The organism is Mycolicibacterium sediminis (genome assembly GCF_010731735.1).
GTDB classification, from domain to species: Bacteria; Actinomycetota; Actinomycetes; order Mycobacteriales; family Mycobacteriaceae; genus Mycobacterium; species Mycobacterium sediminis.
This window is the reverse complement of sequence record NZ_AP022588.1, coordinates 3,360,730-3,384,426: the sequence shown is the minus strand read 5'-3', so window position 1 is coordinate 3,384,426 and position 23,697 is coordinate 3,360,730. Positions and strand designations below refer to the sequence as shown.

23 protein-coding genes are annotated in these 23,697 nt (G+C 71.3%); 5 read left to right on the top strand and 18 right to left on the bottom strand.

Going from position 1 to position 23,697, the window contains the following annotated elements:
* Nucleotides 1-20 precede the first annotated feature (20 nt).
* The 8 genes from G6N64_RS16210 to G6N64_RS16175 form a co-directional block, all read right to left on the bottom strand.
* A complete protein-coding gene (locus G6N64_RS16210) occupies nucleotides 21-881 on the bottom strand; it encodes a lysophospholipid acyltransferase family protein (protein WP_174266823.1) in 861 nt (286 codons plus the stop codon).
* Complete coding sequence (locus G6N64_RS16205) at nucleotides 878-1,726, bottom strand: GNAT family N-acetyltransferase (RefSeq protein WP_163797972.1); 849 nt, start codon at nucleotides 1,724-1,726, stop codon at nucleotides 878-880. The genes G6N64_RS16210 and G6N64_RS16205 overlap by 4 nt, the downstream gene beginning before the upstream one ends.
* A 90-nt stretch (nucleotides 1,727-1,816) precedes the next feature.
* Nucleotides 1,817-2,194, bottom strand: coding sequence for a cupin domain-containing protein (locus tag G6N64_RS16200; protein ID WP_163801857.1), 378 nt, complete (start codon nucleotides 2,192-2,194; stop codon nucleotides 1,817-1,819).
* A gap of 135 nt (nucleotides 2,195-2,329) precedes the next feature.
* Nucleotides 2,330-3,076 carry an SDR family oxidoreductase gene (locus G6N64_RS16195; RefSeq protein WP_163801856.1) on the bottom strand — a complete coding sequence of 249 codons (747 nt, stop codon included), beginning with the start codon at nucleotides 3,074-3,076 and terminating at the stop codon, nucleotides 2,330-2,332.
* Between the two features lie 8 nt (nucleotides 3,077-3,084).
* Nucleotides 3,085-3,975, bottom strand: coding sequence for an alpha/beta hydrolase (locus G6N64_RS16190; RefSeq protein WP_163797971.1), 891 nt, complete (start codon nucleotides 3,973-3,975; stop codon nucleotides 3,085-3,087).
* A 64-nt stretch (nucleotides 3,976-4,039) separates the two neighbouring features.
* On the bottom strand, nucleotides 4,040-6,775 hold the full coding sequence (locus tag G6N64_RS16185; protein ID WP_163797970.1) for an ATP-binding protein: 2,736 nt from the start codon (nucleotides 6,773-6,775) through the stop codon (nucleotides 4,040-4,042).
* 78 nt (nucleotides 6,776-6,853) lie between these two features.
* Entirely contained in the window at nucleotides 6,854-7,807 is a 954-nt protein-coding gene (locus tag G6N64_RS16180; RefSeq protein WP_163797969.1) for an electron transfer flavoprotein subunit alpha/FixB family protein, read from the bottom strand.
* A 56-nt stretch (nucleotides 7,808-7,863) separates the two neighbouring features.
* Complete coding sequence (locus tag G6N64_RS16175) at nucleotides 7,864-8,655, bottom strand: electron transfer flavoprotein subunit beta/FixA family protein (RefSeq protein WP_163797968.1); 792 nt, start codon at nucleotides 8,653-8,655, stop codon at nucleotides 7,864-7,866.
* 204 nt (nucleotides 8,656-8,859) lie between these two features.
* Here G6N64_RS16175 and G6N64_RS16170 point away from each other — a divergent pair, with 204 nt between their 5' ends.
* The 3 genes from G6N64_RS16170 (at nucleotide 8,860) to G6N64_RS16160 (ending at nucleotide 12,551) form a co-directional block, all read left to right on the top strand.
* Nucleotides 8,860-9,657 carry a class I SAM-dependent methyltransferase gene (locus G6N64_RS16170; RefSeq protein WP_163797967.1) on the top strand — a complete coding sequence of 266 codons (798 nt, stop codon included), beginning with the start codon at nucleotides 8,860-8,862 and terminating at the stop codon, nucleotides 9,655-9,657.
* 22 nt (nucleotides 9,658-9,679) lie between these two features.
* Nucleotides 9,680-11,215, top strand: a complete 1,536-nt coding sequence (locus G6N64_RS16165) for a 1,4-alpha-glucan branching protein domain-containing protein (RefSeq protein ID WP_163801855.1) — start codon at nucleotides 9,680-9,682, stop codon at nucleotides 11,213-11,215.
* A gap of 97 nt (nucleotides 11,216-11,312) precedes the next feature.
* Nucleotides 11,313-12,551, top strand: coding sequence for a glycosyltransferase family 4 protein (locus G6N64_RS16160; RefSeq protein ID WP_163801854.1), 1,239 nt, complete (start codon nucleotides 11,313-11,315; stop codon nucleotides 12,549-12,551).
* Nucleotides 12,552-12,656: 105 nt separating this feature from the next.
* On the opposite strand, the gene G6N64_RS16155 is transcribed toward G6N64_RS16160, so the two are convergent.
* Nucleotides 12,657-13,394 (bottom strand): acyltransferase, encoded by a 738-nt coding sequence (locus G6N64_RS16155; protein ID WP_163797966.1) that lies wholly within the window; start codon nucleotides 13,392-13,394, stop codon nucleotides 12,657-12,659.
* 83 nt (nucleotides 13,395-13,477) lie between these two features.
* On the opposite strand from G6N64_RS16155, the gene G6N64_RS16150 reads away from it, so the two are divergent.
* A complete protein-coding gene (locus G6N64_RS16150) occupies nucleotides 13,478-14,752 on the top strand; it encodes a BamB-related PQQ repeat family beta-propellar protein (protein ID WP_163801853.1) in 1,275 nt (424 codons plus the stop codon).
* A gap of 2 nt (nucleotides 14,753-14,754) precedes the next feature.
* Here the strand turns inward: G6N64_RS16150 and G6N64_RS16145 are convergent, their stop codons facing one another.
* Genes G6N64_RS16145 through G6N64_RS16110 form a run of 8 tightly spaced genes read right to left on the bottom strand, consistent with a single transcriptional unit; the run spans nucleotide 14,755 to nucleotide 20,821 of the window.
* Nucleotides 14,755-15,477, bottom strand: a complete 723-nt coding sequence (locus G6N64_RS16145; protein WP_322791085.1) for an esterase — start codon at nucleotides 15,475-15,477, stop codon at nucleotides 14,755-14,757.
* A 22-nt stretch (nucleotides 15,478-15,499) separates the two neighbouring features.
* Entirely contained in the window at nucleotides 15,500-16,717 is a 1,218-nt protein-coding gene (locus tag G6N64_RS16140; protein ID WP_276018115.1) for a THUMP-like domain-containing protein, read from the bottom strand.
* Nucleotides 16,672-17,679 (bottom strand): class I SAM-dependent methyltransferase, encoded by a 1,008-nt coding sequence (locus G6N64_RS16135; protein WP_163797964.1) that lies wholly within the window; start codon nucleotides 17,677-17,679, stop codon nucleotides 16,672-16,674. Before G6N64_RS16135 ends, G6N64_RS16140 begins: the two co-directional genes overlap by 46 nt.
* A 23-nt stretch (nucleotides 17,680-17,702) precedes the next feature.
* The gene (locus tag G6N64_RS16130; protein WP_163797963.1) at nucleotides 17,703-18,359 is read right to left on the bottom strand and encodes an enoyl-CoA hydratase-related protein; all 657 of its coding nucleotides are present in this window, start codon (nucleotides 18,357-18,359) and stop codon (nucleotides 17,703-17,705) included.
* Nucleotides 18,356-19,195: an NUDIX hydrolase gene (locus G6N64_RS16125; RefSeq protein ID WP_163797962.1), complete on the bottom strand. Its 840-nt coding sequence runs from the start codon at nucleotides 19,193-19,195 to the stop codon at nucleotides 18,356-18,358. The genes G6N64_RS16130 and G6N64_RS16125 overlap by 4 nt, the downstream gene beginning before the upstream one ends.
* Nucleotides 19,192-20,082 (bottom strand): ABC transporter ATP-binding protein, encoded by an 891-nt coding sequence (locus G6N64_RS16120; RefSeq protein ID WP_409370761.1) that lies wholly within the window; start codon nucleotides 20,080-20,082, stop codon nucleotides 19,192-19,194. The genes G6N64_RS16125 and G6N64_RS16120 overlap by 4 nt, the downstream gene beginning before the upstream one ends.
* The gene (yczE, locus tag G6N64_RS16115) at nucleotides 19,992-20,678 is read right to left on the bottom strand and encodes a membrane protein YczE (protein WP_163797960.1); all 687 of its coding nucleotides are present in this window, start codon (nucleotides 20,676-20,678) and stop codon (nucleotides 19,992-19,994) included. Before yczE ends, G6N64_RS16120 begins: the two co-directional genes overlap by 91 nt.
* A complete protein-coding gene (locus G6N64_RS16110) occupies nucleotides 20,675-20,821 on the bottom strand; it encodes a hypothetical protein (protein WP_163794994.1) in 147 nt (48 codons plus the stop codon). Before G6N64_RS16110 ends, yczE begins: the two co-directional genes overlap by 4 nt.
* Nucleotides 20,822-21,009: 188 nt before the next feature.
* Here G6N64_RS16110 and yczR point away from each other — a divergent pair, with 188 nt between their 5' ends.
* Nucleotides 21,010-22,452 (top strand): MocR-like transcription factor YczR, encoded by a 1,443-nt coding sequence (yczR, locus tag G6N64_RS16105; RefSeq protein WP_163797959.1) that lies wholly within the window; start codon nucleotides 21,010-21,012, stop codon nucleotides 22,450-22,452.
* A 4-nt stretch (nucleotides 22,453-22,456) separates the two neighbouring features.
* On the opposite strand, the gene serB is transcribed toward yczR, so the two are convergent.
* Nucleotides 22,457-23,689 carry a phosphoserine phosphatase SerB gene (gene serB, locus G6N64_RS16100; RefSeq protein ID WP_163797958.1) on the bottom strand — a complete coding sequence of 411 codons (1,233 nt, stop codon included), beginning with the start codon at nucleotides 23,687-23,689 and terminating at the stop codon, nucleotides 22,457-22,459.
* Between the last annotated feature and the right edge of the window lie 8 nt (nucleotides 23,690-23,697).

Here is a 23,697-nt window from a genome sequence, read left to right as displayed (position 1 = left end):
ACCGGCAGGCCAGGTCACACCTAGGCGACCAGTGCGTGACCCCCCGCGGAGTGCCTGCGTGCGGCCTCCGGGCCGCCGGTGCCGCGGACCTCCGCCTCGCACCGCAGCGCGAGGTCACGGCGGTGGCCGGTGGGCAGCTGCAGGGACTGCACGCGCACGTGCGCGACGGTCCGCTGCGCGGTGATCACGCGACGGATCGACGTGAGCAGGCTGTCGTCGCCGATGAACGCGGGCACGGTCGACGCGGCGCCGTCGCGGTGGTGATAGCTCAGCCGCAGTGGCTGTACGGGGCGTCCCGCGTCGATCGCGCCCTGGAACATCGCGGGCCGGAACGAGCCGTAGCCGACGCCGCACCAGGTGGTGCCCTCCGGGAAGGCGACGACGGTGTGGCCCGCGCGCAGACGGTCGGCGACGGTGCGCACGACGTCCGGCAGCCGGCGCAGGTTCGCCCGGTCGATCGGGATGATCCGCATCAGCCGGGTGACGACCCCCAGCACCGGCCAGTCGGCCAGGTCGGCGCGGGCGACGAACGAGCCGGGCAGCACCGAGCCGATCACGAAGACGTCGACCCAGGACACGTGGCCGCTGACCACCAGCACCCCGCTCAGGTTGCGAATGGGGCCGCCGGACAGCGTGATTCGTACGCCGAGGCAGCGCAGCATCAGGCGGCAGTACACGCGCTGCACGCGCGACCTGCCGGGCATCGGGATCGCGAGCAGCGGCACCGCGGTGAAGATCAGCACGGCGCACAGCACGCGGAGGGTCGTGCGCGCCGCCACGATCGTGGGACGCGAGGCGCGTGCCGGGTCGGCGGCGACGCAGGATGCACTGCACGACGCCCGCGGCAGCCAGGGGGTGTCGATCGTGCCGTGGCTGCTCACCGGGTGGCTCCGTCGGCCATGTCGCTCACGGCGGACACCGAGCGCAATCGCTTCAGGTAGCGCACGTCGGCCTCCCGCTTGCCGAGCAGTGCGGGGAAGTCGCCGACCCCGAACTCCGGATCGTGCGCGGGGTCCCCGCACACGCGGGCGCCCAGTCGCAGGTATCCGCGCATCAGCGGCGGCAGCATGACGCGGGACGGTGGTTCGACGTCGTCGAGGCCGCGTCCGTCGATCACGACCGGACGGAAGGGCCGTACCTGGTACGGCGAGGCGTGCCGCCTGCGGACGACGTCGCGGACGCCCCGGATCTGGGCTCCCGGGGTCTCCTCGGGGCTGCCCTGCACCGGCACGGACACGCAGCCGGTCACGTAGTCGTAGCCCTGGCGGTCGAGGTAGGCGAGGATGCCCGCCCACATCAGCAGGACGACACCGCCGTTGCGGTGGTCTTTGCGTACCACCGCACGGCCCATCTCGACCATCTCGGGACGGATGGGGTCCAGTGCGGCGACGTCGAATTCCGTTGCGGTGTAGAGCCCTCCGGCGGCGATGGCACCGGGCGGGGGCAGCATGCGGTAGCACCCGACCAGTTCGCCGGAGCCGTCCTCGCGGACCAGCAGGTGGTCGCAGAACTCGTCGAACCGGTCGGCGTCGCGGCGCTGCGGGTCGCCGTCGTCCGCCAGTGTGAAGCCCGGCTCGGAGGCGAACACCTCGTGCCGGAGCCGTTGGGCGGCATCAATCAGGGTGTCGTCGGTGGACAGCAGGAGTGTGTAGCGCGGTGTGGACGGCCCGGAGGCGGCGCACGAAGTCTCGTCGGCGGCGATGAGTACGGATGATGCAGTGCTCATGGGTTGCACGGTCGCCGAGCAGTCGGGCGGGACGCCTACGACGGCGTGACGCGTCGGTGCACGCTGGATGACGAGTGGGTGCGGTCCCGCTCAGCCGACCCGCCGGTCCTTGCGCGCCTCGAGTTCGTCGTCGTCGACGATGACCAGCATCTGCTGGCCGGGCACGCACAGCATGGTCACCACGAACCGAAGCCACGAGTCGGTCCGGTTGTTGGCGTCCGAATAGTGAATGACGTCGCCGCCGGGCTCCCAGAACGCCTCGCCGGCCGTGATCACGCGGGGCGCCTCACCCTCGAGTTCGAAGAGCATCTCGCCCTCGAGGACGTACCCGAACGCGGGACCCGCCGGGTGCCGGTGCGGCGGGGCGCCGGGGTCGCCGGGCGGCCATTCGATGATCGCGGTCATCACCTCGGCGTCGGTCGGGATGAAAGGCGGGGTGACGCTCTGGATCACCGACATCGCCTTCATCAGGGCGTCGGTGCGTTCCTGGGACACGGGCACGGTTGCTCCTCCTGTCGTGGGTGGTGGTGTCGGGTCGCTGCGCCGCCGCCGTCGGCGAACGGCGTGGAACCGGTCACGAAGCTGGACCGGTCAATTCGCCTCTCACGACCGTGCGCCCAGCCAGTCGGCGAACCGGGTGGGGGCCAGCGTCGCGTCCTCGCCGGTGACCAGGCTGTCCTGTCCCACCCGGGTGCCGAAGTAGGTGGCGGTCGGGTCGACGACGACGGGGGTGTCGGCGCCCTGGGCGGCGAGTACCGCCCGGGCCATGTCGGCGAACGACATCTTCTCCGGCCCACCGAAGTCGACGGTGCCGTCGACCGGCTCGGCGACGGCGACGCGGGCCACCTCGGCGGACACGTCCGCGGCCGCGACCGGCTGGATCCTGGCGTCCGGTGCGCGCACCTCACCGTCCACCACCAGGGCCCCCGTGATCGCTTCGGTGAACTCGTGGAACTGCGTAGCGCGCACGATCGTGTGGGGGAGCCCGGAGCCGGCGATCGTGTTCTCCTGCACGACCTTCGCCCGCATGTAGCCGCTGTCGGGAAGTAGATCGGCGCCGACGATCGACAGCGCCACGTAGTGGCCCACACTGGCCTCCGTCGCGGCGGCGACCAGATTGGCCGACGAGGCGGTGAAGAACTCCAGCACCGGGTCATCCTCGAAAGACGGCGAATTGACGACGTCGATCAGAACCTGGGCACCGGCCAGTGCCTCGGCGAGGCCGTCGCCGGTGACGACGTCGGCCCCCGTGCTGCGGGATGCCGCGACGACGTCGTGGCCTGCGGCAGTGAGCAGTTCGACCACCGCGGAGCCGACGAGACCCGTGGCTCCGACGACGGTGATCTTCAGTGAATCGGTCATGTCAGTACCTCTTTCATCGTGGTGATGGCCAGGTCGATGGCCGTGCCGGCGGCGACGGTTCCCCTGACGGGGTTGAGCATCATGACGTCGTGGATCGCGTCGGCGACGCGGACGACGGTGGTCGGTACCCCGGCGTCGACGAGTGCGCGGGCGTAGGCCTCGCCCTCGTCGCGAAGGACGTCGTGTTCGGCGACGATGATCAGGGCCGGCGGGACCCGCGCGAGGTCGTCGGCGGTCGCCCGCAGGGGTGAGGCGGTGGCGTCGGCGCGCATCGCCACCTCGGGCAGGTAGCAGTCCCAGAACCACGCCATGGCCGCCGCCGTGAGGTGCGGCCCGTCGGTGAACTCGCGATAGCTGACCGTGTCCTGACCCGCGTCGGTCACCGGGTAGTACAGGGACTGGTGGACGAACGCGACGTCGCCGCGGCGGCCGGCGAGGATCGTCACGGCGGCCGCGACGGCGCCCCCGGCGCAGTCCCCGGCGATGGCGAGCCGGTCGGCGTCCAGTCCGTGCTCGACACCGTGGCGGGTGATCCAGCGGGCGGCGGCGTAGGTCTGTTCGATCGCGACGGGGTACTGGCTCTCGGGTGAGCGGTCGTAGTCGACGAAGGCGACGGCCGTCCGCGCGCCGACCGCGAGTTCCCGGACCAACCGGTCGTGGGTGGCGGCACCGCCCACGACCCAACCACCGCCGTGCACGTACAGCACCACCGGCAGCTCGTCGGTCGCACCGGCCGGCCGGATCAGGCGCACGCGGACGTCACCGTGGTCGCAGGCCACGTCGATCCACGCGTCGTCCACCGCGGGCAGCACCACCGGGCCGGCCTGGACCGCCTCGAGCGCCTCCCGCGCACCGGCGACGGCGCGTGCGGCGGGTTCGAAGGTCACCCCCGAACGGTCGCATCCCCAACCCGTGGTTCGAACCCCGGAGAGTCCGTAGTCCTTCGGGTGGCTACGGCAGACGGAGGCTGCGCAACTCGCGACGCGAGCGGATCGCCAGCTTGGCGAACACCTTGCGCAGGTGCCACTCCACGGTGTGCGCGCTGATGAACAGCTGGGCGCCGATCTCCGGATTGGTCAGCCCGACGGCGACGAGTTCGGCGATCTGACGTTCCTGCGCGGTGAGGGCCTCACCCGGACCGGCCGAGCGCTTGGCCGCCTTCTCGCCGGTGGCGAGCAGCTCCCGCCGGGCGCGGTCCGCGAAGGCGCCGGCACCCATCGCCGTGAACATCCGGTGTGCGTCGCGCAGCTGGACACGCGCATCGGTGCGGCGGTTCTCCCGGCGCAGCCACTCGCCGTAGAGCAGCCGGGCGCGCGCCAGGTGCACCGCGATGCGGGTACGGCCGAGACGGTCGATGGCCTCCAGGTATCCGTCCTCGGCCTCGGCGCCGACACCGAGCAGCGCCCGTGAGCGCGCCAGCATCCCCAGCGCCCAGTCGGTTCCCGCGGGGACGGTGCGCTCCCCGAGGAGTTCCAGGCCCTCGGCGGCGGTGGCGTCACGCCCGGCCCGGGTCGCCGCTTCGACCAGTTCGACGAGGGTCCAGCCGAGCAGGCCGATGTCGTCGAACTCGCGGGCGCGCATCGACGCGTCGAGGGCCACCTGATAGCGGCCCAGCCCGTTGTACAGCACGGCCGAGGTGTATCCGACGAGGCCGGCGATGCGGCCCTCGCCGCGACCGTCGCCGTCGCGCGTGGCCGCGTCGAGGAGCGCGGTGGTGGCCGCCTCGTCGCCGGTCCACGCGGCCAGCGCCAACCCGTGGTAGCGGATGGGCAGATGACCAGTCGCGCGGGCGATCTCGTCCGCCTCGGCGACGAGTGCGCCCGCCGTCGCGAACTCACCCTCCTGCAGGTGCAGCCCCGCCCGGCTCACCAGTGCCGACGGCAGGACGGCGAGGGCGCCGGACTCGGTGGCGATGCGTACCGCGTCGACGGCGATGCGGTGCCACGCGGCGTCGTCCCACGCCTCGTGCGCGAGCGCCTCGTGCGCGAGGGGGAAGGCCTGCCAGGACCAGGTGTCGGCGCGCACCGCGTCCAGTGCCACTGCCATCGCCCGCTGCGCCGTCGGCCCGGGACCCGCCAGCCGGGTCACCAACGCATCGGTGAGGAGGCCGCCGGGCCTGGTTCCCGTCGTGAGTCGGGCAGCCGCCACGGCGGTGTCGGCGAGCAATCCGCCACCCGCGCGACCGACGTACATCGCCGCGGCGACGGCATCGAGGTAGGTCTCGGTGGCGAGGGCCTCGTCCGTCCCGCGGACTGCCTCCGCAGTATCGACGAACCGCGTCACCGACTCGAGGAGCAGTGCCGCACTGCCCATTCCACGGCTGCGGGCAAAGGTCAGCCGAGCGCGCAGTCGAGCCACCCGCGCCCGGTCGACCACGTCGAGGGGCCCGAGGGAGGCGGCCGCGAGCAGGTCCTCGGCAGCCTCGGGTGCCGCGGCCTCGGACTTCGCCTCGGCCGCCGCGAGCGCCCGTACGCCGCGCGTGGCGGGATCCGGCGTCAGTTCGGTGGCACGGGTGAGGAACGCTGCGGCAGCGGCGATCCCGCCACGCACGCGGGCGCGGTCGGCCGATCGTTCCAGCTCCGCCGCGATGGCCTCGTCGGGTTCGCCCGCGCCGTGGGCGCGGTGCCAGGCCCGGCGGTCGGGGTCGCGGTCGGCGTCGGTCACCTCCGCCAGCGCGCGGTGTGCGGCTCTGCGCTCGTCGGCGGTCGCCGACCGGTAGGCGGCGGCGCGCACCAGCGGGTGCCGGAACCGCACCCTGGTGTCCACGTCGAGGAGCCCGGCCGACTCTGCCGAGGTCAGCTCGGCGGCGTCGAGGCCGAGTGCGTCGGCGGCGCCGAACAGCAGGGTGGGATCGCCGACCGGCTCGACCGCCGCGATCCCCAGCAGCCTGCGGGTGACGTAGGGCAGGGCGGCGATCCTGCGGAGGAAGCGTTCCTCGACCTGACCGACGACGGCTCCCGTGCCGGGTTGGTGATAGCCGCCCGCCAGCTCGGCGGGAGTCATGTCGCGGGGAAGCTCCCACAGCGCCAACGGGTTCCCGTTGGTCTCGGTGACGATCCGGTCGCGCACGCTCTCGTCGAGTCGCACCAGCGTGGCCGAGCCCAGCAGGGCGCGCGCGTCGACGTCGGCGAGGCCCGTGACCGCGATGTCGGGCAGGCCCGCCAGGTCGGTGACCGGGTCGCGCTGGGCGAACACCACGCCCACCCGCTCGGCGAGCAGTCGGCGGGCCACGAAGCTCAGCGTCAGGGCCGACGCACGGTCGAGCCACTGGGCGTCGTCGACGACGCACAGCACGGGGCGGTCCTCCGATGCCGCGGCGAGGAGACCCAGCACGGCCAGCCCGACGAGGAAGCGGTCGGGCGCCGCCCCCGACCGCAGCCCGAACGCGATCTCGACGGCCTGGCGCTGCGGCTCCGGCAGGACGACCGCCCGGTCGAGGACGGGCGCGCAGAGCTGCTGCAGCCCGGCATAGGCCAGTTCCATGTCGGACTCGACCCCGACGGTGCGTAGGACCAGACACTCAGCCGCAGAGCCGATCACGTGCTCCAGGAGCGCGGTCTTTCCGATGCCCGCCTCGCCGTGCACGACGAGAACTCCACTGGCACCGGACCGCGCCGTCACCAGCAGGTGATCGAGAGCGGCGATCTCCGCGTCCCGGCCGTACAGCCGGGTGGCCGGGTCACTCATGCGCAAGCACCCAGACGACACGAAACCCCGGCGTCACGGGACGCCGGGGTTCCGCACTGTGTCGTGTCGACCGTCGGGTCAGCCCTTGCGAGCCTTGACCGCGTCGGTCAGCTGCGGGGTGACCTTGAACAGGTCGCCCACGATGCCGAGGTCGGCGATCTCGAAGATCGGCGACTCCTCGTCCTTGTTGACCGCGACGATCGTCTTGGACGTCTGCATGCCGGCCCGGTGCTGGATGGCGCCGGAGATGCCCAGGGCGATGTACAGCTGCGGCGCAACGGTCTTGCCGGTCTGGCCGACCTGGAACTGGCCCTCGTAGAAGCCGGAGTCGACCGCAGCACGCGAGGCGCCCACGGCGCCACCGAGTGCGTCGGCGAGATCCTCGACGACCGAGAAGTTGTCCTTGCTGCCGACGCCACGACCACCGGCGACGACGACCTTGGCCTCGGTGAGTTCCGGCCGCGCGCTCTTCTGCGCGGGCTGGCGGGAGACGATCTTGGTTGCGTTCTCCGGGATCTCGGGGACCTCGACGGTGACCAGCTCGCCGGCGCCCGCCTCCGGAGCGGCCTCGACCGCGCCGGGACGCAGGGCGATGATCGGGGTCTCACCCGCGGTCGCCTCGACGGTGTAGGCACCACCGAAGACGGAGTGCACGCCGATGCCGCCGTCCTTGACGCCGACGACGTCCCACAGGACGCCGAAGCCGGTCTCGGCGGCGAGCCGTCCCGCCACTTCCTTGCCCTCGGCGGTGGAGGCCACCAGAATGCCTGCCGGACCGGCCGACTCGGCCAGCGCGGCCAACACGGCGACCTTCGGCACGACCAGGAACTGGTCCGCGGTGTCGGATTCGGCGACGTAGATCTTCGCCGCGCCCGACGCCTTCAGTCCCTCGGCGAGCTTGTCCGCGGTGCCGGGGGCGCCGACGACGACCGCCGACGGTTCGCCCAGCGAGCGCGCCGCGGTGATCAGCTCGTTGGTGATGGTCTTGAGATTTCCTTCGGCGTGCTCGACGAGCACGAGTACTTCAGCCATTGCCTGTCTGCCTCTTGTCGATTCGGTGACGTGTGAGTGGGGGGTGGGACGATCCGTTAGACCAGCTTCTGCGCGACGAGGTACTCGGCGATCTTCTGACCACCCTCGCCCTCGTCGGTGATCTTCTCGCCCGCGGTCTTCGGCGGCTTCGGAGCGACGTTCTGCACTTTGGACTCCGAGACGTCGCCACCCACGATGCCGTCCTCGACGCCGATCGCGTCGAGGGTCAGCGGGGTCACGGTCTTCTTCTTGGCGGCCATGATGCCCTTGAAGGACGGGAACCTGGCGTCCTCGACGATCTTCTCGCTGACGCTGACCACGGCGGGCAGGGTCGCCTCGAGTTCGAAGACACCGTCGTCGGTCTCGCGCTCACCGGTGATCTTGCCGTCGGCGATCTCGATGCTGCGCATGTGCGTCAGCTGCGGGACGCCGAGGTAGTAGCTCAGGATCGAGGGCAGCGAACCGCCCACGCCATCGCTGGACTCGTTGCCCGCGACGACGAGCTGAACGTCCTCGATCTGTCCGAGGGCGCTGGCGAGTGCGTACGAGGTCTGCACGATGTCGGAGCCGTGCAGCTTCTCGTCGGAGAGGTGGTAGGCCTCGTCGGCACCCATGGAGAGCGCCTTGCGGATGGCCGTCTCGGCGCCCGAGGGACCCGCGGTCAACACGACCACGTTGTACCCGGCGTCGGCGTGCTTCTCCTTGAGCTGGAGAGCGACCTCGACGGCCTTCTCGTTGATCTCGTCGAGCACCGCGTCGCTGCCGGCACGATCCAACGTGTGGTCGTCGGCGAGCTTGCGATCCTCGTAGTCAGGGACCTGCTTGATCAGGACCACGATGTTTCCCATGAGTCTGGTTCGTCCTCCTCGATGAGGCCGGCCTGCGGCCTGTTACCACGTATTTCGCGACTATTAACATATTACTCAGAAGTAAGTTGGGTAGTCGCGTAGCTTCACCATAGCTTGTCGAACTTTGCCGTTTGACCAGCCCCGAGCTGGGCTGACCATCGTGAACCCGTGACGAACGCCACCACTGGGTTAGCCTGCCTTCCAATGAGCGCGTTTTCTCCCCACCAGCCACCGGCCGCGTCGTCGCCCGAGGCGGCGCTGCCGCTGACCGGCGAACGCACCGTGCCCGGACTTGCCGAGGAGAACTACTGGTTCCGCCGCCACGAGGTCGTCTACGAGCGTCTCGCCGCACGCTGCGCGGGACTCGACGTCCTCGAGGCGGGCAGCGGCGAGGGCTACGGAGCCGACCTGCTCGCCGGCGTGGCCCGCAGGGTGGTCGGACTCGACTACGACGAGTCGGCCGTTGCGCACGTGCGGGCCCGCTACCCGCGCGTGGAGATGGTTCGGGGCAACCTCGCCGAGCTGCCGCTGCACGACGGCGAGGTGGACGTCGTCGTCAACTTCCAGGTCATCGAACATCTGTGGGACCAAGGCCAATTCGTGGCCGAGTGTGCGCGCGTGCTGCGGCCGGCGGGCGTACTGCTGATGTCGACGCCCAACCGCATCACCTTCTCCCCCGGCCGCGACACCCCGATCAACCCGTTCCACACCCGCGAACTGAACGCCGCCGAACTCACCGAACTGCTGACCGCCAACGGCTTCGAGATCGAGGCGATGCTCGGCGTCTTCCACGGCGACCGGTTGCGCGAACTGGACGCGCGCCACGGCGGCTCGATCATCGACGCGCAGATCGAGCGCGCGCTCGCCGACGCTCCCTGGTCCGACGCCCTGCTCGCCGACGTGGCGTCGATCGGCACCGACGACTTCGACCTGATCGACGCCGCCGACCGCGACGTCGACGACAGTCTCGACCTGGTCGCGATCGCGGTGCGCCGTGACTGAGCAGCCGGTGCCGGCACCCGGGATGTTCACCCTGGTCCTGCACACCCATCTCCCGTGGCTCGCCCATCACGGCCGCTGGCCGGTGGGCGAGGAGTGGCTCTACCAGTCGTGGGCGGCGGCGTACCTGCCGCTGCTGCGGGTGCTGCAGACGCTCGCCGCCGAGGACCGCAGCCACCTCGTCACGCTCGGCATGACCCCGGTCGTGACGGCGCAGCTCGACGACCCCTACTGCCTGACCGGAATGCACCACTGGCTGGCCAACTGGGAGCTGCGCGGCCGTGAGGCCGCCACCCGCCGGTCCGGTGCCGACACCGGCTACACCGAGCCGGAGGCGTTGCGCGCGTTCGGCATTCGCGAGCAGGCCGAGGCACGGCTGGCACTGGAGGACTTCGAGGTCTCCTGGCGGCACGGCGCGAGCCCGCTGCTGCGGGGGCTGATCGACACCGAGACCATCGAACTGCTCGGCGGACCGCTGTCCCACCCGTTCCAGCCACTGCTCAACCCTCGACTGCGGGAGTTCGCGCTGCGCGAGGGGCTGGCCGACGCCCACGCGCGGTTCGCCCACACCCCGCGCGGCATCTGGGCACCGGAGTGCGCCTACGCGCCCGGCATGGAGAACGGCTACGCCGCAGCGGGTGTGACGCACTTCATGGTCGACGGCCCGTCGCTGCACGGGGACACGTCCCTCGGCCGGCCCGTCTCGGGCACCGACGTCATCGCCTTCGGCCGCGACCTCCGGGTGAGTTACCGGGTCTGGTCGCCGAAGTCGGGCTACCCCGGCCATGCGGCCTACCGCGACTTCCACACCTACGACCACGTGACGGGGCTCAAACCCGCACGCGTCACCGGCCGCAACGTCCCGTCGCAGGACAAGGCGCCGTACGACCCGGAGCGCGCCGACCAGGCGATCGACGCCCACGTCGCCGACTTCGTCGAGGTCGTGCGCCGACGCCTAGTCTCCGAGTCCGAGCGCATCGGCAGGCCCGCGCACGTCGTCGCGGCGTTCGACACCGAACTGTTCGGCCACTGGTGGTACGAGGGCCCGGTCTGGCTGGAACGCGTGCTGCGCGCCCTGCCCGAGGCGGGTGTGCCCGTCGGCACCCTGTCCGACGCCATCGACGGCGGCTTCATCGGCGCGCCCGTCGACCTGCCGCCCAGTTCGTGGGGGTCCGGCAAGGACTGGCAGGTGTGGTCCGGAGATCGGGTCGCCGACCTCGTCGCTTTGAACACCGAGGTCGTCGACACCGCGCTCGCGACCGTCGACAAGGCGCTGGCGCAGGCGGCGGTGGGCTCGGCCTGGTCGCCCCGCGACGCCGTCGCCGACCAGATCCTGCGCGAGACCCTGCTGACCGTGTCGAGCGACTGGCCGTTCATGGTCAGCAAGGACACCGCCGCCGAGTACGCCCGCTATCGCGCGCACCTGCACGCCCACGCCACCCGTGAGATCGCCGACGCGCTCGCCGCGGGCCGCCGCGAGCACGCCGAGCGGCTGGCCGACGGCTGGAACCGCGCCGACGGCCTGTTCGGTGCACTCGACGCCAGGCGCTTCCCCCGATGAGCGGGCCCTCCTCTTTCGGCGAGCGTGCGTGTCTGCGGGCGACACGCCGCTCGAGAACCCGACTCCGCGCACGCTCGCGGTACCGGAGACCATCCCGATGAGAATCCTGCTGGTGTCGTGGGAGTACCCGCCGGTCGTCGTCGGCGGGTTGGGCAGGCACGTCCACCACCTCGCCACCGCGCTCGCCGAAGCCGGCCACGAGGTCGTCGTGCTGGCCCGCCGCCCCACCGGCACCGATCCCAGCACCCACCCGTCGACCGACGACGTCGTCGAGGGCGTCCGTGTGATCGCCGCGGCGCAGGATCCGCACGAGTTCGACTTCGGCACCGAGATGATGCCGTGGGTGCTGTCCATGGGGCACGCGATGGTGCGCGCGGGCCTCGGCATCAAGGTCGACGGCAGGCGCTGGCATCCCGACGTCGTGCACGCCCACGACTGGCTGGTCGCCCATCCCGCGATCGCGCTGGCCGAGTTCTACGACGTGCCGCTCGTCTCCACCATCCACGCCACCGAGGCAGGCAGGCATTCGGGCTGGGTCTCGGGCACCATCAGCCGGCAGGTGCACGCCGCCGAGTCCTGGCTGGTGCACGAATCCGACTCCCTCATCACGTGTTCGGCGTCGATGAGCGACGAGATCGAGGAATTGTTCGGGCCCGGTCTCACCGAGACCCGCGTGATCCGCAACGGCATCGACGCCGCGCTGTGGCCCTACGCACCCCGTCGGTCACGGAGCGGTCCGCCCCGTCTGCTCTACCTCGGCCGACTCGAATACGAGAAGGGCGTCCACGAGGCGATCGCCGCGCTCCCCCGCATCCGCCGCACCCATCCCGGCACCACCCTCACGATCGCCGGCGACGGCACGCAGGAGGACTGGCTCGTCGAGCAGGCGCGCAAGCACAGGGTGGTCAAGGCCGTCTCGTTCGTCGGCAAGGTCGACCATCGGCAACTCGTCACACTGCTGCACGGCACCGACGCAGCGGTCCTGCCCAGCCACTACGAACCCTTCGGCATCGTCGCGCTCGAGGCCGCCGCGACCGGTGCGCCGTTGGTGGTCTCGGACGTCGGCGGCCTCGGCGAGGCGGTGATCGACGGCCAGACCGGTCTGTCGTTCCCGCCGCGTGACGTCGCCGCTCTGGCGTCGGCGGTACGCGCCGTCCTCGACGACCCGGCCGCGGCCCAGCGCCGTGCCGTCGCCGCGCGGGAGCGCCTCACGTCGGACTTCGAGTGGCACACCGTGGCCGCCGAGACCGCCCAGGTGTACGAGGCGGCGAAACGTCGGGAGCGCGAACCACATCGGCGACGACCGATCGTCGAGCACGCCCTCCCCGACCGGTAGTCCCCGCCGCGAGCGTGCGCGAACTCAGCTCCCCACCCGGCGAGTCGCCCGCAGACTGGGGTACCCCGCTTGCGGGGAGCACGCTCGCCGGAGGAAGGGACGGGACTAGCGCGCGGCCTTCTTGCGTTCGATGTCGGCGAGCGCGGCGGCGAGTTCGGCACGTTCGGCCGCCGAGGTCTCCCACGCCAGCTTGCGGTTCTTGACCACCTTCGCCGGTGCGCCGACGGCGATGGAGAAGTCCGGGATGTCGCCCTTGACCACCGCATGGGCGCCGAGCACGCACCCCCGTCCCACCGACGTCCCCCGCAGCACCGTCACCTTCGCCGCCACCCACGTGTCCGGTCCGATGCGGACCGGGCCCTTGATGATCCCCTGGTCCTTGATCGGCATCTCGACGCTGTCCATCCGATGGTCGAAGTCGCACACGTAGCACCAGTCGGCCATCAGCACGGAGTCACCGAGTTCGATGTCGAGATAGGTGTTGATGACGTTGTCGCGACCGAGCACCACCTTGTCGCCGAAGCGAAGCGACCCCTCGTGGCACCGGATGGTGTTCTTGTCGCCGATGTGCACCCACCGGCCGATCTCCATCGTCGCCAGTTCCGGCGTCGCCTCGATCTCCACGCCCTTGCCGAGGAAGACCATGCCGCGGGTGATGATGTGCGGGTTGGCCAGCTTGAACTTCAGCAGCCGCCAGTAGCGCACCAGGTACCAGGGTGTGTAGGCCTTGTTGGCCAGGACCCACTTCAGCGACGCCGCGGTGAGGAAGCGCGCCTGGCGGGGATCGCGCAACCGCGATCCTCGCCACCGGACGTGAATCGGCGCTCCCCACATCGACGTCATGGCCGGACAGCCTACGCGAGCGCGCGAGTGGGTCCGACTAGTCTCGGGACTCGATGTCTGCCCCACGAACGACCCTGCGCCGGATGGTCGCCGCCTCGGCCGTGGCGGTTCTGACGTGGGCGGCCACCGCGTGCGGATCGACCGACGCGTGGGTTCGGCCCCAGGCGTCCGACGGCTGGCCCGCGCAGTACGGCGACGCCTCCAACAGCAGCTACAGCCCGGTCGCGGGCGCCAACGCGCTTCGCCTGGAGTGGATCCGCTCGGTGAAGGGTGAACTCGGCGCACAGGTGGCGCTGGGCTCGGCCGACTACCTCGCCGCCAACGGGCAGACCGCGGGCGGATGCTCGCTGATGGTCTGGGAGTCCGACAACCAGGCCCGGCAGCGCTGGTGCACCCGGCTGTGGCAGGGCGGCGGTGTGTCCGGCCCGCTGTTCGACGGCTTCGACAACCTCTACGTCGGTCAGCCCGGTGCGATGCTGTCGTTCCCGGTGACGCAGTGGATCCGCTGGCGCAAACCGGTGATCGGGCTGCCCCTGACGCCGCGCTTCGTCGCCCCGGGACAGCTGCTGGTCGTGACCCACCTCGGCCAGGTCCAGGTCTTCGACGCCCACCAGGGCACCATCTCCGGCACGCCCATCGATCTGGTCGAGGGCGTCGATCCCACCGACGCCGACCGCGGTCTGGCCGACTGCCAGCCCGCGCGGCCGCGCTGCCCGATCGCCGCGGCCCCGGGCTACTCCGCCGAGACGGGGATGATCGTGATCGGACTGTGGGAGCCCGGCGCGCAGGCCCCCGTGCTGGTCGGCCTGCGGTACCGGGAGGGACAGACCCCGCTGCTGACCCGCGAGTGGACGAGCACCGCCGTCACCGGCGGGCCGATCGCGAGCCCCGTGCTGTCCGCGGACGGCTCGACCGTCTACGTCAACGGCCGCGACCGCAGGCTGTGGGCGCTCGATGCCTCGGACGGCACGGCGAGGTGGTCGGTCGACCTCGGGTACCAGCCGCAGACGCCGCCGTCCGTCTCGCCGGACGGCCTGGTGGTGGCCGGCGGCGGACCCGACGCGACTCTCACCGGGATCCGCGACGACGGCGACCGCGGCGAAGTGGCGTGGACCCGCGACGACGTCGAACCCCTGACCTCGTCGAGCCGCGCGGGCGACGACGTCGCGTACGCCGTGGTGCGCGAGGGCGAATCGGGGATGACGCTGGTCGCGTTCGATCCCGCCGACGGCCGCACCCTCGAGGCCCATCCGTTACCGAACGCCGGCGGATTCCCGGTGGGGGTGTCGATCGGTCACGATCGGCGGGTCGTCGCCGCCACCAGCGACGGCCGGGTGTACGGGTTCGCTCCGGCCTGACGTCAGGCGATCATCGCGTCGATCGGCCCGCGGGGCACGGTGACCTCGACGGCGCCCGCCGATTCGGGGAGCATCTCGCCCTGCCCGAAGAAGAAGATCAGCGAGTCGTCGAGGATCGCGAAGTTCTGGTACTTCTGCGGGTCCAGCCCCACCGACGGCGGAATGGACACCGGCTGCCCGGACTGCTTCTGCAACTCCGCGGCCACGATGGGCAGGAGCACGGGGAACGGCGCCGCGCCCTCGCGGAACAGGGTGTCGATCGTGATGGGCTTGCGGTACCCCTCGTCCCAGCTGAACGACCGGTAGAAGGTCTGCGGACGCGCGCCGCCGACGTCCTGGAAGGTCTTGAGCACCAGGCTCCGGGTGCCGCGCGGGGGCACTGCGGAGCTGAACTCCCGCGCGGTGGTGTCCAATTCGTAGGGCGTCAGGTGCATCCCCGGCGCCTTCGCCACGTTGAGGAAGCCGTCCCGCGTCTGCTTGACGTAGTCGAACACCGCCTGCTGCTCGGGATAGTCGACCGGGTAGGCGAGGTCGAGCGAGTACGCGGGATCGGTCGCCTGAATCCGGCAGGTCTGGTCGGCGTCGAGGACTCCGGAGAGTTCGGCGCACTTCGGCGGCGATGCCGACGCCACCGCCGCCGTGGCGGTCGAGGCGACGATCATGGCCGCGCACGCGAGTGCGGACAGGCGCATGTGGAGGGACCCTTCGACGACGCGGGACGGCACGGCGCCACCATACCTGCGCGAATCAGTGGGTCGGTCTGCACAGGTAGGCGACCGCGCGGCTGTCCCGGCCGGCACCGAGCCTGGTGATGACGACGCTGATCCGATGCGGCCCATGCACCCTCAGCTTGCGGCGCAGCACGTCGGGGTCGACGTCGACGCCGCGGACTAGGATCTCGACCGCACCGACCTCCCTCGCCGACAGCGCCTGCCGGAGACGGCGTTCGTTGAAGTCGATCTGTTCGAGGACCTCGAAGGCGCGCACCCCGGCGGGACGCTCGTCACCCGAGAGGTACGCGATCTCGGGGTCGAGCTGCCACAGTCCGTGCCGGGCGGCGTAGTGCCGCACCAGCCCCGCACGCACGACGGCACCGTCGGGGTCGACGATCCAGCGACCCGCCGGAGCGACCTCGCAGTCGTCGGCGTCGGCGTCGGTCAGCGTCTCGTCACGGTCGAGCACGGTGGCGCGGCGCGTCACTCCGGGTTCGGCGAGGCCTGCCGACCACAGGCATGCCTCGCGCACGCTCCCCGCCAGCGACGTGACCTCGACCTCGCCCGCGAACCCGAGCCTCGGCAGGGACGTGAAATCGATTCCGGGAGCGCACTTCACGACGACGTCGCGGCCGGCGTACACGTCGAACAGCGCGTCGAGGGCCGGCGTGTAGTCCCGCGGGTCGAACCGGCGGCGTCCGCCGGCGCGCCTGGCAGGATCGGCGACGACGACCGTGCCACGCGTCACGGGCCGGAGCGCGTCGGCGACGAGGACGTCGACACCCGCGACGTTGTGACGCGCCATCGCGACCCGCACGGGATCGAGGTCGCTGCCCACCACCTGGGCCGCCACCGAACGCAGGGATGCGAGTTCGGCGCCCACCGAGCACGTCACGTCGTGCACCACCGCACCGGCCAGGCGCCGGGCACGATGTGCGGCAACGGATTCCGGCGTGGCCTGCTGCAGGGCCTCGTCGGTGAAGAGCCAGGCCCGGGGGTCGGCGAACTTGGCCGCGGCGCGTCGGCGCAGCAGCACGGTCTCGATCAGGACGGGAGCCCGGTCGCCGAATCGCCTGCGCGCGGTGTCGACGTCGGCGATCCGGGTGGCGTCGGACAGCAGCAGCGCCGCCACGGCCGCGAGGGCGTCGCGCCCGTCGTCGCCCCCGAGGTAGTCGACGTCGGCGGCGGTGAACCGCAGTCCCGAACTCAAGACAGCGGCTTGACCCCGGTCACCATCACGTTGTAGAACCAGCCCTTCGGCACCACGCGGCGCCACACGTTGGCGTCCACCCAGCTCAGCGAGGTCCAGCTCTTGAACGCGAATCTCGCCCAGCCCCAGCCCAATCGACCGGGCGGGACGGATGCCTCGAAGGTCCGCACCGGCCAGCCCAGCATGGCCGCGGTGAATTCCTCACTGGCAGTGCGTACGTCGACGGCACCGGCGTTCGTGGCCATGCGCTCGAGGTCGCTGGGCTCGAAGGTGTGCAGGTCGACGACGGCCTCCAGCGCAGCGGCGCGGGAGGACTCGTCGAGTTCCTCCTGCGGGCGGCGCCAGCCTTCGAGGCCCGGCAGCTTGGTGACGGTGGTCGCCACACGCCACGTCAGCGTCGACAGGTTGCGTGCGTAGACGTTGCCCGTGGTGGTCGGCTCGCCGGCGAAGACGAAGCGGCCGCCCGGCTTGAGCACCCGGACCACCTCGCGCAGGGACAGTTCCACGTCGGGGATGTGATGCAGCACCGCGTGCCCCACCACCAGATCGAAGGTGTCGTCGTCGTAGGGGATGCCCTCGGCGTCGGCGACCTTGCCGTCGATGTCGAGTCCCAGCGACTGGCCGTTGCGGGTCGCGACCTTCACCATTCCCGGGGACAGGTCGGTCACCGAGCCACGTCGCGCCACTCCGGACTGGACGAGGTTGAGCAGGAAGAAGCCGGTGCCGCAGCCCAGTTCCAGGGCGCGGTCGTAGGGCAGTTCACGCTGGATCTCGTCGGGCACGATCGCGTCGAACCGCCCGCGTGCGTAGTCGATGCAGCGCTGGTCGTAGCTGATCGACCACTTGTCGTCGTAGCTCTCCGCCTCCCAGTCGTGGTAGAGCACCTGGGCGAGCTTGGTGTCGTGGCGCGCGGCCTCGACCTCTTCGGCGGTGGCGTGCGGGTTGGGCACGGGAGCCGCCCCGGCGGCGACCTTGGACTCAGGTGCGGTGCGGTCAACACTCATGAAGGGCAGCCTAACGGGCGGGGTCAGCCGAGTGCGAACGTCGCCTTCGCAGCGGCCAGGGCCGCCGGGGGCGAATCGGCGAACCTGCCCGCCCACCGCAGCGCGGCGTCGTAGACGTGGTCGGGTGCGACGAGTTCGTCGACGAGGCCGATGGCGCGGGCCTCATCGGCGCCGACGAACCGGCCGCTGAACACCAGGTCCTTGGCTGCGCTTTCGCCGACCGCGCGGGTCAGACGGGCCGTCGCGGCGTCGGTCGGGGCGAGGCCGTCGAGGATCTCGGTGGCGCCGAGGCGCACGTTGTCGCCGCTGGTGCGCCAGTCCGCGGCCAGCGCCAGCGTCAGGCCGCCACCCAGGGCGTACCCGGTCAGCGCGGCGACGGTGGGCCGGGTGATCGCCGCGACGGCGGCGACGGCGCGCGCCGCGGCCTCGTCGGCGAGCCGGTCCTCGGCGGCGGTCAGCGTTCGACGTTCGGGCAGGTCCGCGCCCGCCGAGAACACCTCGTGGCCGCCGTAGAGGATCACCGACGTTACGTCGTCGCGGCCGGTGAGCGCGCGCGCCCCGGCTTCGATCTCGCGGTTGAGCTGCCTGGTGAGGGCGTTCGTGGGAGGACGCGACAGCGTCAGCGTGGCGATCCGGTCGTGGACGTGGAGGGCGACGAACTCTCCGACGACGTCGGTCATCGGGGCGGGGCGCCCGCGTAGCCCTGCGGGCCGCGGCGGTTGCGGGCCGCGTTGTAGCGCTCGCCGTCGAAGAACTCGATCTCCCAGTTGCCCGTCACCTGGTCGGCGGCGAGGCTGGGCTCGATGGCGACGATCGTGCGTTCGACGGCCAGCACCTCTGCCACGGTCCGGCCGTTGAGCGAGTCGAGCTGCGTCCACGTCGGCGGCAGCAGGAACGACCGACCCTCGGCGAACTCGTCGAGCGCGGCCTGCGGGGTCGACCAGAAGGCGCGGTCGGTCTCCGTGTTGTCCCCGTCGGCGCGCTGGCCCTCCGGCATGGCGCCGACGAAGAAGTACGTGTCGTAGCGGCGGGTGCGCTCCTCCTTCGGCGTGACCCAGTTGGCCCACGGGCGCAGGAGGTCGGCCCGCAACACCAGCTTCTCGGCGCGCAGGAAGTCGGCGAACGACAGCGAGTTGTTGGCCAGTGCCGCCCGTTGCTCGCGGTACACCGACGCGTCGTCGACCAGGACGTCGGAGTCGTCGGCGGAGCCGGCGAACAGCACGCCGGACTCCTCGAACGTCTCGCGTGCGGCCGCGCAGACCAGTGCCTCGGCGAGGTCCACGTCGACGCCGAGGCGTTCGGCCCACCAGGCGGGCTCGGGCCCGTACCAGGCGGTCCCGGTCCCGCGGTCCCGCTCGTCGACGCCGCCGCCGGGGAACACCATCACCCCGGCGACGAAGTCCATCGCCGAGTGCCTGCGCATCAGGAACACGTCGATGCCCTCGCTGGTGTCCCGGACGAGCATCACCGTGGACGCGGGCCGGGGCACCAGGGGATCGGGCTCGCTCGATGTCATGCACGCCTCCTGTGCGCTGCGCGGGTGCGGGTCCGACGGGCGAAGTAGCGTCCGTCGATCAGGTCGAGTGCGATCGACTGCCCGAAGGCCGTCGACAGGTTGGCCGACGTCAACACGTCGTCGAGCAGGCCTGCCGCGACGACGGCTCCCTCCGACAGCAGCAGGCAGTGGCTGAAGCCCGGCGGGATCTCCTCGACGTGGTGGGTGACCAGCACCATGGCGGGTGCGTCGGGGTCGGCGGCGAGGTCGGCGAGTCGTGCGACGAGTTCCTCGCGTCCGCCGAGGTCGAGACCGGCCGCGGGTTCGTCGAGCAGCAGCAGTTCGGGGTCGGTCATCATCGACCGGGCGATCAGCACGCGCTTGCGCTCCCCCTCGGACAGCGTGCCGTAGGTGCGTTCGGCGAGGTGTTCGGCGCCGATGCTCTCGAGCATGTCGACGGCCTGCTCGTAGTCGACGTCGTCGTACTTCTCGCGCCAGCGGCCCAGCACGGCGTAGCCGGCCGACACCACCAGGTCGCGGACCACTTCGTCATCGGGAACCCGTTGCGACAGAGCCGAACTGCTCAGTCCGACGCGCGCACGGAGTTCGGCCATGTCGGTGCGGCCCAGCCGCTCTCCGAGGACGTACGCGGTGCCGGACGAGGGGTGCTCCATGGCGGCGGCGATGCGCAGCAACGACGTCTTGCCGGCGCCGTTGGGGCCGACGACGACCCAGCGCTCGTCGAGTTCCACGGCCCAGGTGACGGGTCCCACCAGGGTCTTGCCGCCGCGCCGCAGCGTGACTTTCGCGAAGTCGATCAGCAGGTCTGGGTCGACCGACTCGTCTGGCTCGTCTCCGGCTCTGGGCACTCGCCCATCGTAGACAGGCGGGATGGCACGAACGCCCATCCGCTGACGGCGAGCCATCTCCGCGGCGTCACCCGCAGCACCAGTTGCACGAGCGGTCCGATGCCGAGTGCGTAGACGACGGTGCCCACGCCGACGGTGCCGCCGAGCAGCCAGCCGACGGCCAGCACCGTCGCCTCGATCGACGTCCGGACGAGCCGCACCGACAGTCCGGTCCTCGCGACGAGTCCGGTCATCAGTCCATCGCGCGGACCCGGCCCCAGCCCGGCGCCGATGTAGAGCACCGTGCTGATCGCGTTGAGCAGGACGGCGCCTAGCATCATCGCCACCCGGATCCACGTCGCGTCGGGTGCGGGCAGCACGGCGACGCCCAGGTCCACGACCACGGCGATCACGACGACGTTGGCGACGGTGCCGATGCCCGGCCGGTTGCGCAGCGGGATCCATGCGAGGAGGACGACGACGCCGACCAGTGCGGTCGCGGTGCCGAGGGTCATCCCGGTGCGCTCGGCCAGTCCCTGATGGAAGACGTCCCACGGGTCGAGGCCGAGGTTGGCCTGGACCATGACCGCCATCGAGAAGCCGTAGCCGGCGAGCCCGACGAGCAGGGCGGACCCCCGTGCGATGCCGCGCCTCACGAGTAGTCGGGGAATCGGGCGCGCAAGGCGTCGAGGTCGGCACGTGACCGGCGCGCGTCGGCGTCCTCGGCCCAACCGGTCGAGCCGGCCTTGCGCGGTGCGGTGCGGAAGACACCGCCCAACCTGCGGGCAGAGTGAGTCATCCGAGAGGTCCACTGGTGTGCCATGCCTCGATAGTGGACCCCGTTGAGCCGGCCATCAATAGCCAGTTGCCCATAAGTGGCACACTTTCATCCCACTTTGAGGGCCAGTTAGGGCCAACCGCCGCCTCGCCCTCTATAGACACGCCGATTTGCTTGCCGAATGGGGCCAGTTCAAGGAAACTGGCCTGATGATCGAGGACCTGAACGGCCGCCGGCTCGACGTGGACCTCCTCGTCCGCGAGCTGGGCAACTGGCGTACCGCGGCGGCCAGCGGACCCGCCTACCAGGGTCTGTCCGACGGGCTGCGCCTGCTGATCATCGACGGCCGACTGCCCGTGGGCGCACAACTGCCGAGCGAGCGGACCCTCGCCGACGCGCTCCGGGTGTCGCGGACCACGGTCACCGCGGCGTACACCCAGATGCGCGACGACGGCTACCTCAACGGCAGGCGGGGCGCGCGCAGCACGACCGCACTGCCGGTGTCACGCCCGGATGCCCCGCCGGCCGTTCCGGCGACGGTCAACCTCGCGGCGGCGACGATCGCCGCACCGGTGGCGGCGGCTTCTCGGGCCTTCGCCCGCGCCGCCGACCAGGTGACCCCGTATCTGCACGACCTCGGCATCGAACTGACGGGGGTGGCTCCGCTGCGCGCGGCGCTGGCCGAAAGGTACAGCGCGCGTGGGCTTCCCACGCACCCCGACGAGATCCTGGTGACGACGGGTGCGCTGCACGCGATCGGCCTGATCCTGGCGACGTACACCCAGCCGGGTGACCGCGTTCTCGTCGAGCAGCCGACGTATCACGGCGCGTTGTCGGCAATGGCGACGCGCGGACTGCGTCCTGTGCCCGTCGCCGTGACCAGCGACGGCTGGGACATCGGGGCGATCGAGGCCGCCATGCGCCAGCTCGCGCCGAGCCTGGCGTACGTGATCCCGGACAACCAGAACCCCACCGGGCTCGCCATGCCCGAGGCGGAACGACACGAGCTGTCCCGCGTCATCGCCGAGACCCGCACCCGGACGGTCGTCGACGAGACGATCACCGACATGTGGCTCGACCAGCCCGTGCCCGCTCCGCTGGCCGCATCGATGACGACTCGGCGAGACCTGGTGCTGACGGTGGGCTCGATGTCCAAGTCGTTCTGGGGCGGCCTGCGGATCGGGTGGATCCGCGCCGAGCGCAGCACACTGGCCACCATTGCCGCGCTCCGCCCGTCCATCGACATGGGCACCCCGATCGTGGAACAGCTCGCCGCAGCGGAACTCCTCGCCGACGCCGACGAGATCCTCCCGGAGCGACGCGACATCCTGCGGCGGCGTCGGGCACTGCTGCTCGCGCTGCTCACCGAACTGCTCCCGGATTGGCAGCCCTTGCCCGGGACGGGCGGCCTGTCGCTGTGGATCCGGTTGCCGGCCCCGATGAGTTCGGCGCTGTCGGCGGCGGCATCGCGGATGGGACTGGAGATTCCGCCGGGCCCTCGGTTCGGCGTCGACGGGACGCTCGAGCGGTTCATCCGGGTGCCCTACGCGCTGCCCGAGGAACGCCTCACCGAGGCCGTCGAAATGCTTTCGCGCGCCTGGTATTCGGTGACGGGGACCGGCACGGGCGACTACGGCGCGGTGGTGGTGTAGGCCCCTATTCGGGGATGTCGACGCGCCGGTAGGTGCCGTCGCTGGCGTCGGCGGCCTCGATCTCGCCGCGGGTCACCCCGAGCAGGAACAGCACCGTGTCCAGGTAGGGGTGGCTCAGTGACGCGTCGGCCACCTCGCGCAGCGCAGGCTTGGCGTTGAACGCCACACCGAGCCCGGCCGCGGCCAACATGTCGATGTCGTTGGCGCCGTCCCCGACGGCGACGGTCTGCTCCATCGGCACACCGACCTGCTGAGCGAAGTCGCGCAGCGCCTTCGCCTTTCCGGGCCGGTCGACGATCTGCCCGATCACGCGGCCGGTCAGCTTGCCGTCGACGATCTCGAGTTCGTTGGCGGCCACGTAGTCCATCATCAGCTCGTGGGCGAGCGGCTCGATCACCTGGCGGAACCCGCCGGACACGATGCCGCAGTGGTATCCGAGCCGGCGCAGCGTCCGGATCGTGGTTCGCGCACCCGCGGTCAGCTCGATCTGGTCGGCGACGTCGTCGAGGACCTCGGCGGGCAGACCGGCGAGGGTCGCCACCCGGCGATGCAGTGATTCGGCGAAGTCGAGTTCGCCGCGCATCGCCGCCTCGGTCACCTCGGCCACGGCCGCCTCGGCACCGACTCGTGCGGCGAGCATCTCGATGACCTCACCCTGGATGAGCGTCGAGTCGACGTCGAACACGATGAGGCGCTTGGCTCGACGCGACAGGCTGTAGTCCTCGAGCGCGATGTCGACGCTCTCGGCGACCGCGACGCGTGCCAGCGCCTGCTGCAGCTGTCCGTAGGCGGCGCCCGGAGGCACCGACACCCGCAGTTCCAGACCGGTCACCGGGTAGTCGGACACACCCCGGATGGTGTCGATGTTCACGCCGAGTGCGGCGACCTCGCGGGCCACCACGCCGAAGCCCTCCGCGGTGATCGGCCGGCCCAGCACGACGATGCTGTGGGTGGACGGCTCGCGGAGCACGGCGAGGTCGTCGCTGCGCTCGATGGTGACGTCCAGTCCGACGCTGCGGATGGCCGTGCTCACCTCGTCACGCAGGGCCGCGCCGCCCGCGATCTCGGCGGCCCCCGCGACGAGCACGGCCAGCGTCAGCCGACCGCGGACGACCACCTGTTCGACGTTGAGCAGTTCGACGTCGTGACGCGACAGCACCTCGAACAGTGCCGACGTGACGCCCGGCTGATCGACACCGGTGACGGTGATGAGAACCGACACCTTCGACGAGTTCACCCCAGCGA

Excerpts from the sequence above, each read along its gene's own strand:
- G6N64_RS16155 (WP_163797966.1), bottom strand. The coding sequence starts at position 13,394 with ATGACGTCGATGTGGGGAGCGCCGATTCACGTCCGGTGGCGAGGATCG.
- G6N64_RS16205 (WP_163797972.1), bottom strand. The coding sequence starts at position 1,726 with ATGAGCACTGCATCATCCGTACTCATCGCCGCCGACGAGACTTCGTGC.
- G6N64_RS16150 (WP_163801853.1), top strand. The coding sequence starts at position 13,478 with ATGGTCGCCGCCTCGGCCGTGGCGGTTCTGACGTGGGCGGCCACCGCG.
- G6N64_RS16200 (WP_163801857.1), bottom strand. The coding sequence starts at position 2,194 with ATGAAGGCGATGTCGGTGATCCAGAGCGTCACCCCGCCTTTCATCCCG.
- G6N64_RS16180 (WP_163797969.1), bottom strand. The coding sequence starts at position 7,807 with ATGGCTGAAGTACTCGTGCTCGTCGAGCACGCCGAAGGAAATCTCAAG.
- G6N64_RS16125 (WP_163797962.1), bottom strand. The coding sequence starts at position 19,195 with ATGACATCGAGCGAGCCCGATCCCCTGGTGCCCCGGCCCGCGTCCACG.
- G6N64_RS16175 (WP_163797968.1), bottom strand. The coding sequence starts at position 8,655 with ATGGGAAACATCGTGGTCCTGATCAAGCAGGTCCCTGACTACGAGGAT.
- G6N64_RS16135 (WP_163797964.1), bottom strand. The coding sequence starts at position 17,679 with ATGAGTGTTGACCGCACCGCACCTGAGTCCAAGGTCGCCGCCGGGGCG.
- G6N64_RS16120 (WP_409370761.1), bottom strand. The coding sequence starts at position 20,082 with ATGGGCGTTCGTGCCATCCCGCCTGTCTACGATGGGCGAGTGCCCAGA.
- yczR (WP_163797959.1), top strand. The coding sequence starts at position 21,010 with ATGATCGAGGACCTGAACGGCCGCCGGCTCGACGTGGACCTCCTCGTC.
- G6N64_RS16185 (WP_163797970.1), bottom strand. The coding sequence starts at position 6,775 with ATGAGTGACCCGGCCACCCGGCTGTACGGCCGGGACGCGGAGATCGCC.
- G6N64_RS16160 (WP_163801854.1), top strand. The coding sequence starts at position 11,313 with ATGAGAATCCTGCTGGTGTCGTGGGAGTACCCGCCGGTCGTCGTCGGC.
- G6N64_RS16170 (WP_163797967.1), top strand. The coding sequence starts at position 8,860 with ATGAGCGCGTTTTCTCCCCACCAGCCACCGGCCGCGTCGTCGCCCGAG.
- G6N64_RS16165 (WP_163801855.1), top strand. The coding sequence starts at position 9,680 with ATGTTCACCCTGGTCCTGCACACCCATCTCCCGTGGCTCGCCCATCAC.
- G6N64_RS16130 (WP_163797963.1), bottom strand. The coding sequence starts at position 18,359 with ATGACCGACGTCGTCGGAGAGTTCGTCGCCCTCCACGTCCACGACCGG.
- G6N64_RS16110 (WP_163794994.1), bottom strand. The coding sequence starts at position 20,821 with ATGACTCACTCTGCCCGCAGGTTGGGCGGTGTCTTCCGCACCGCACCG.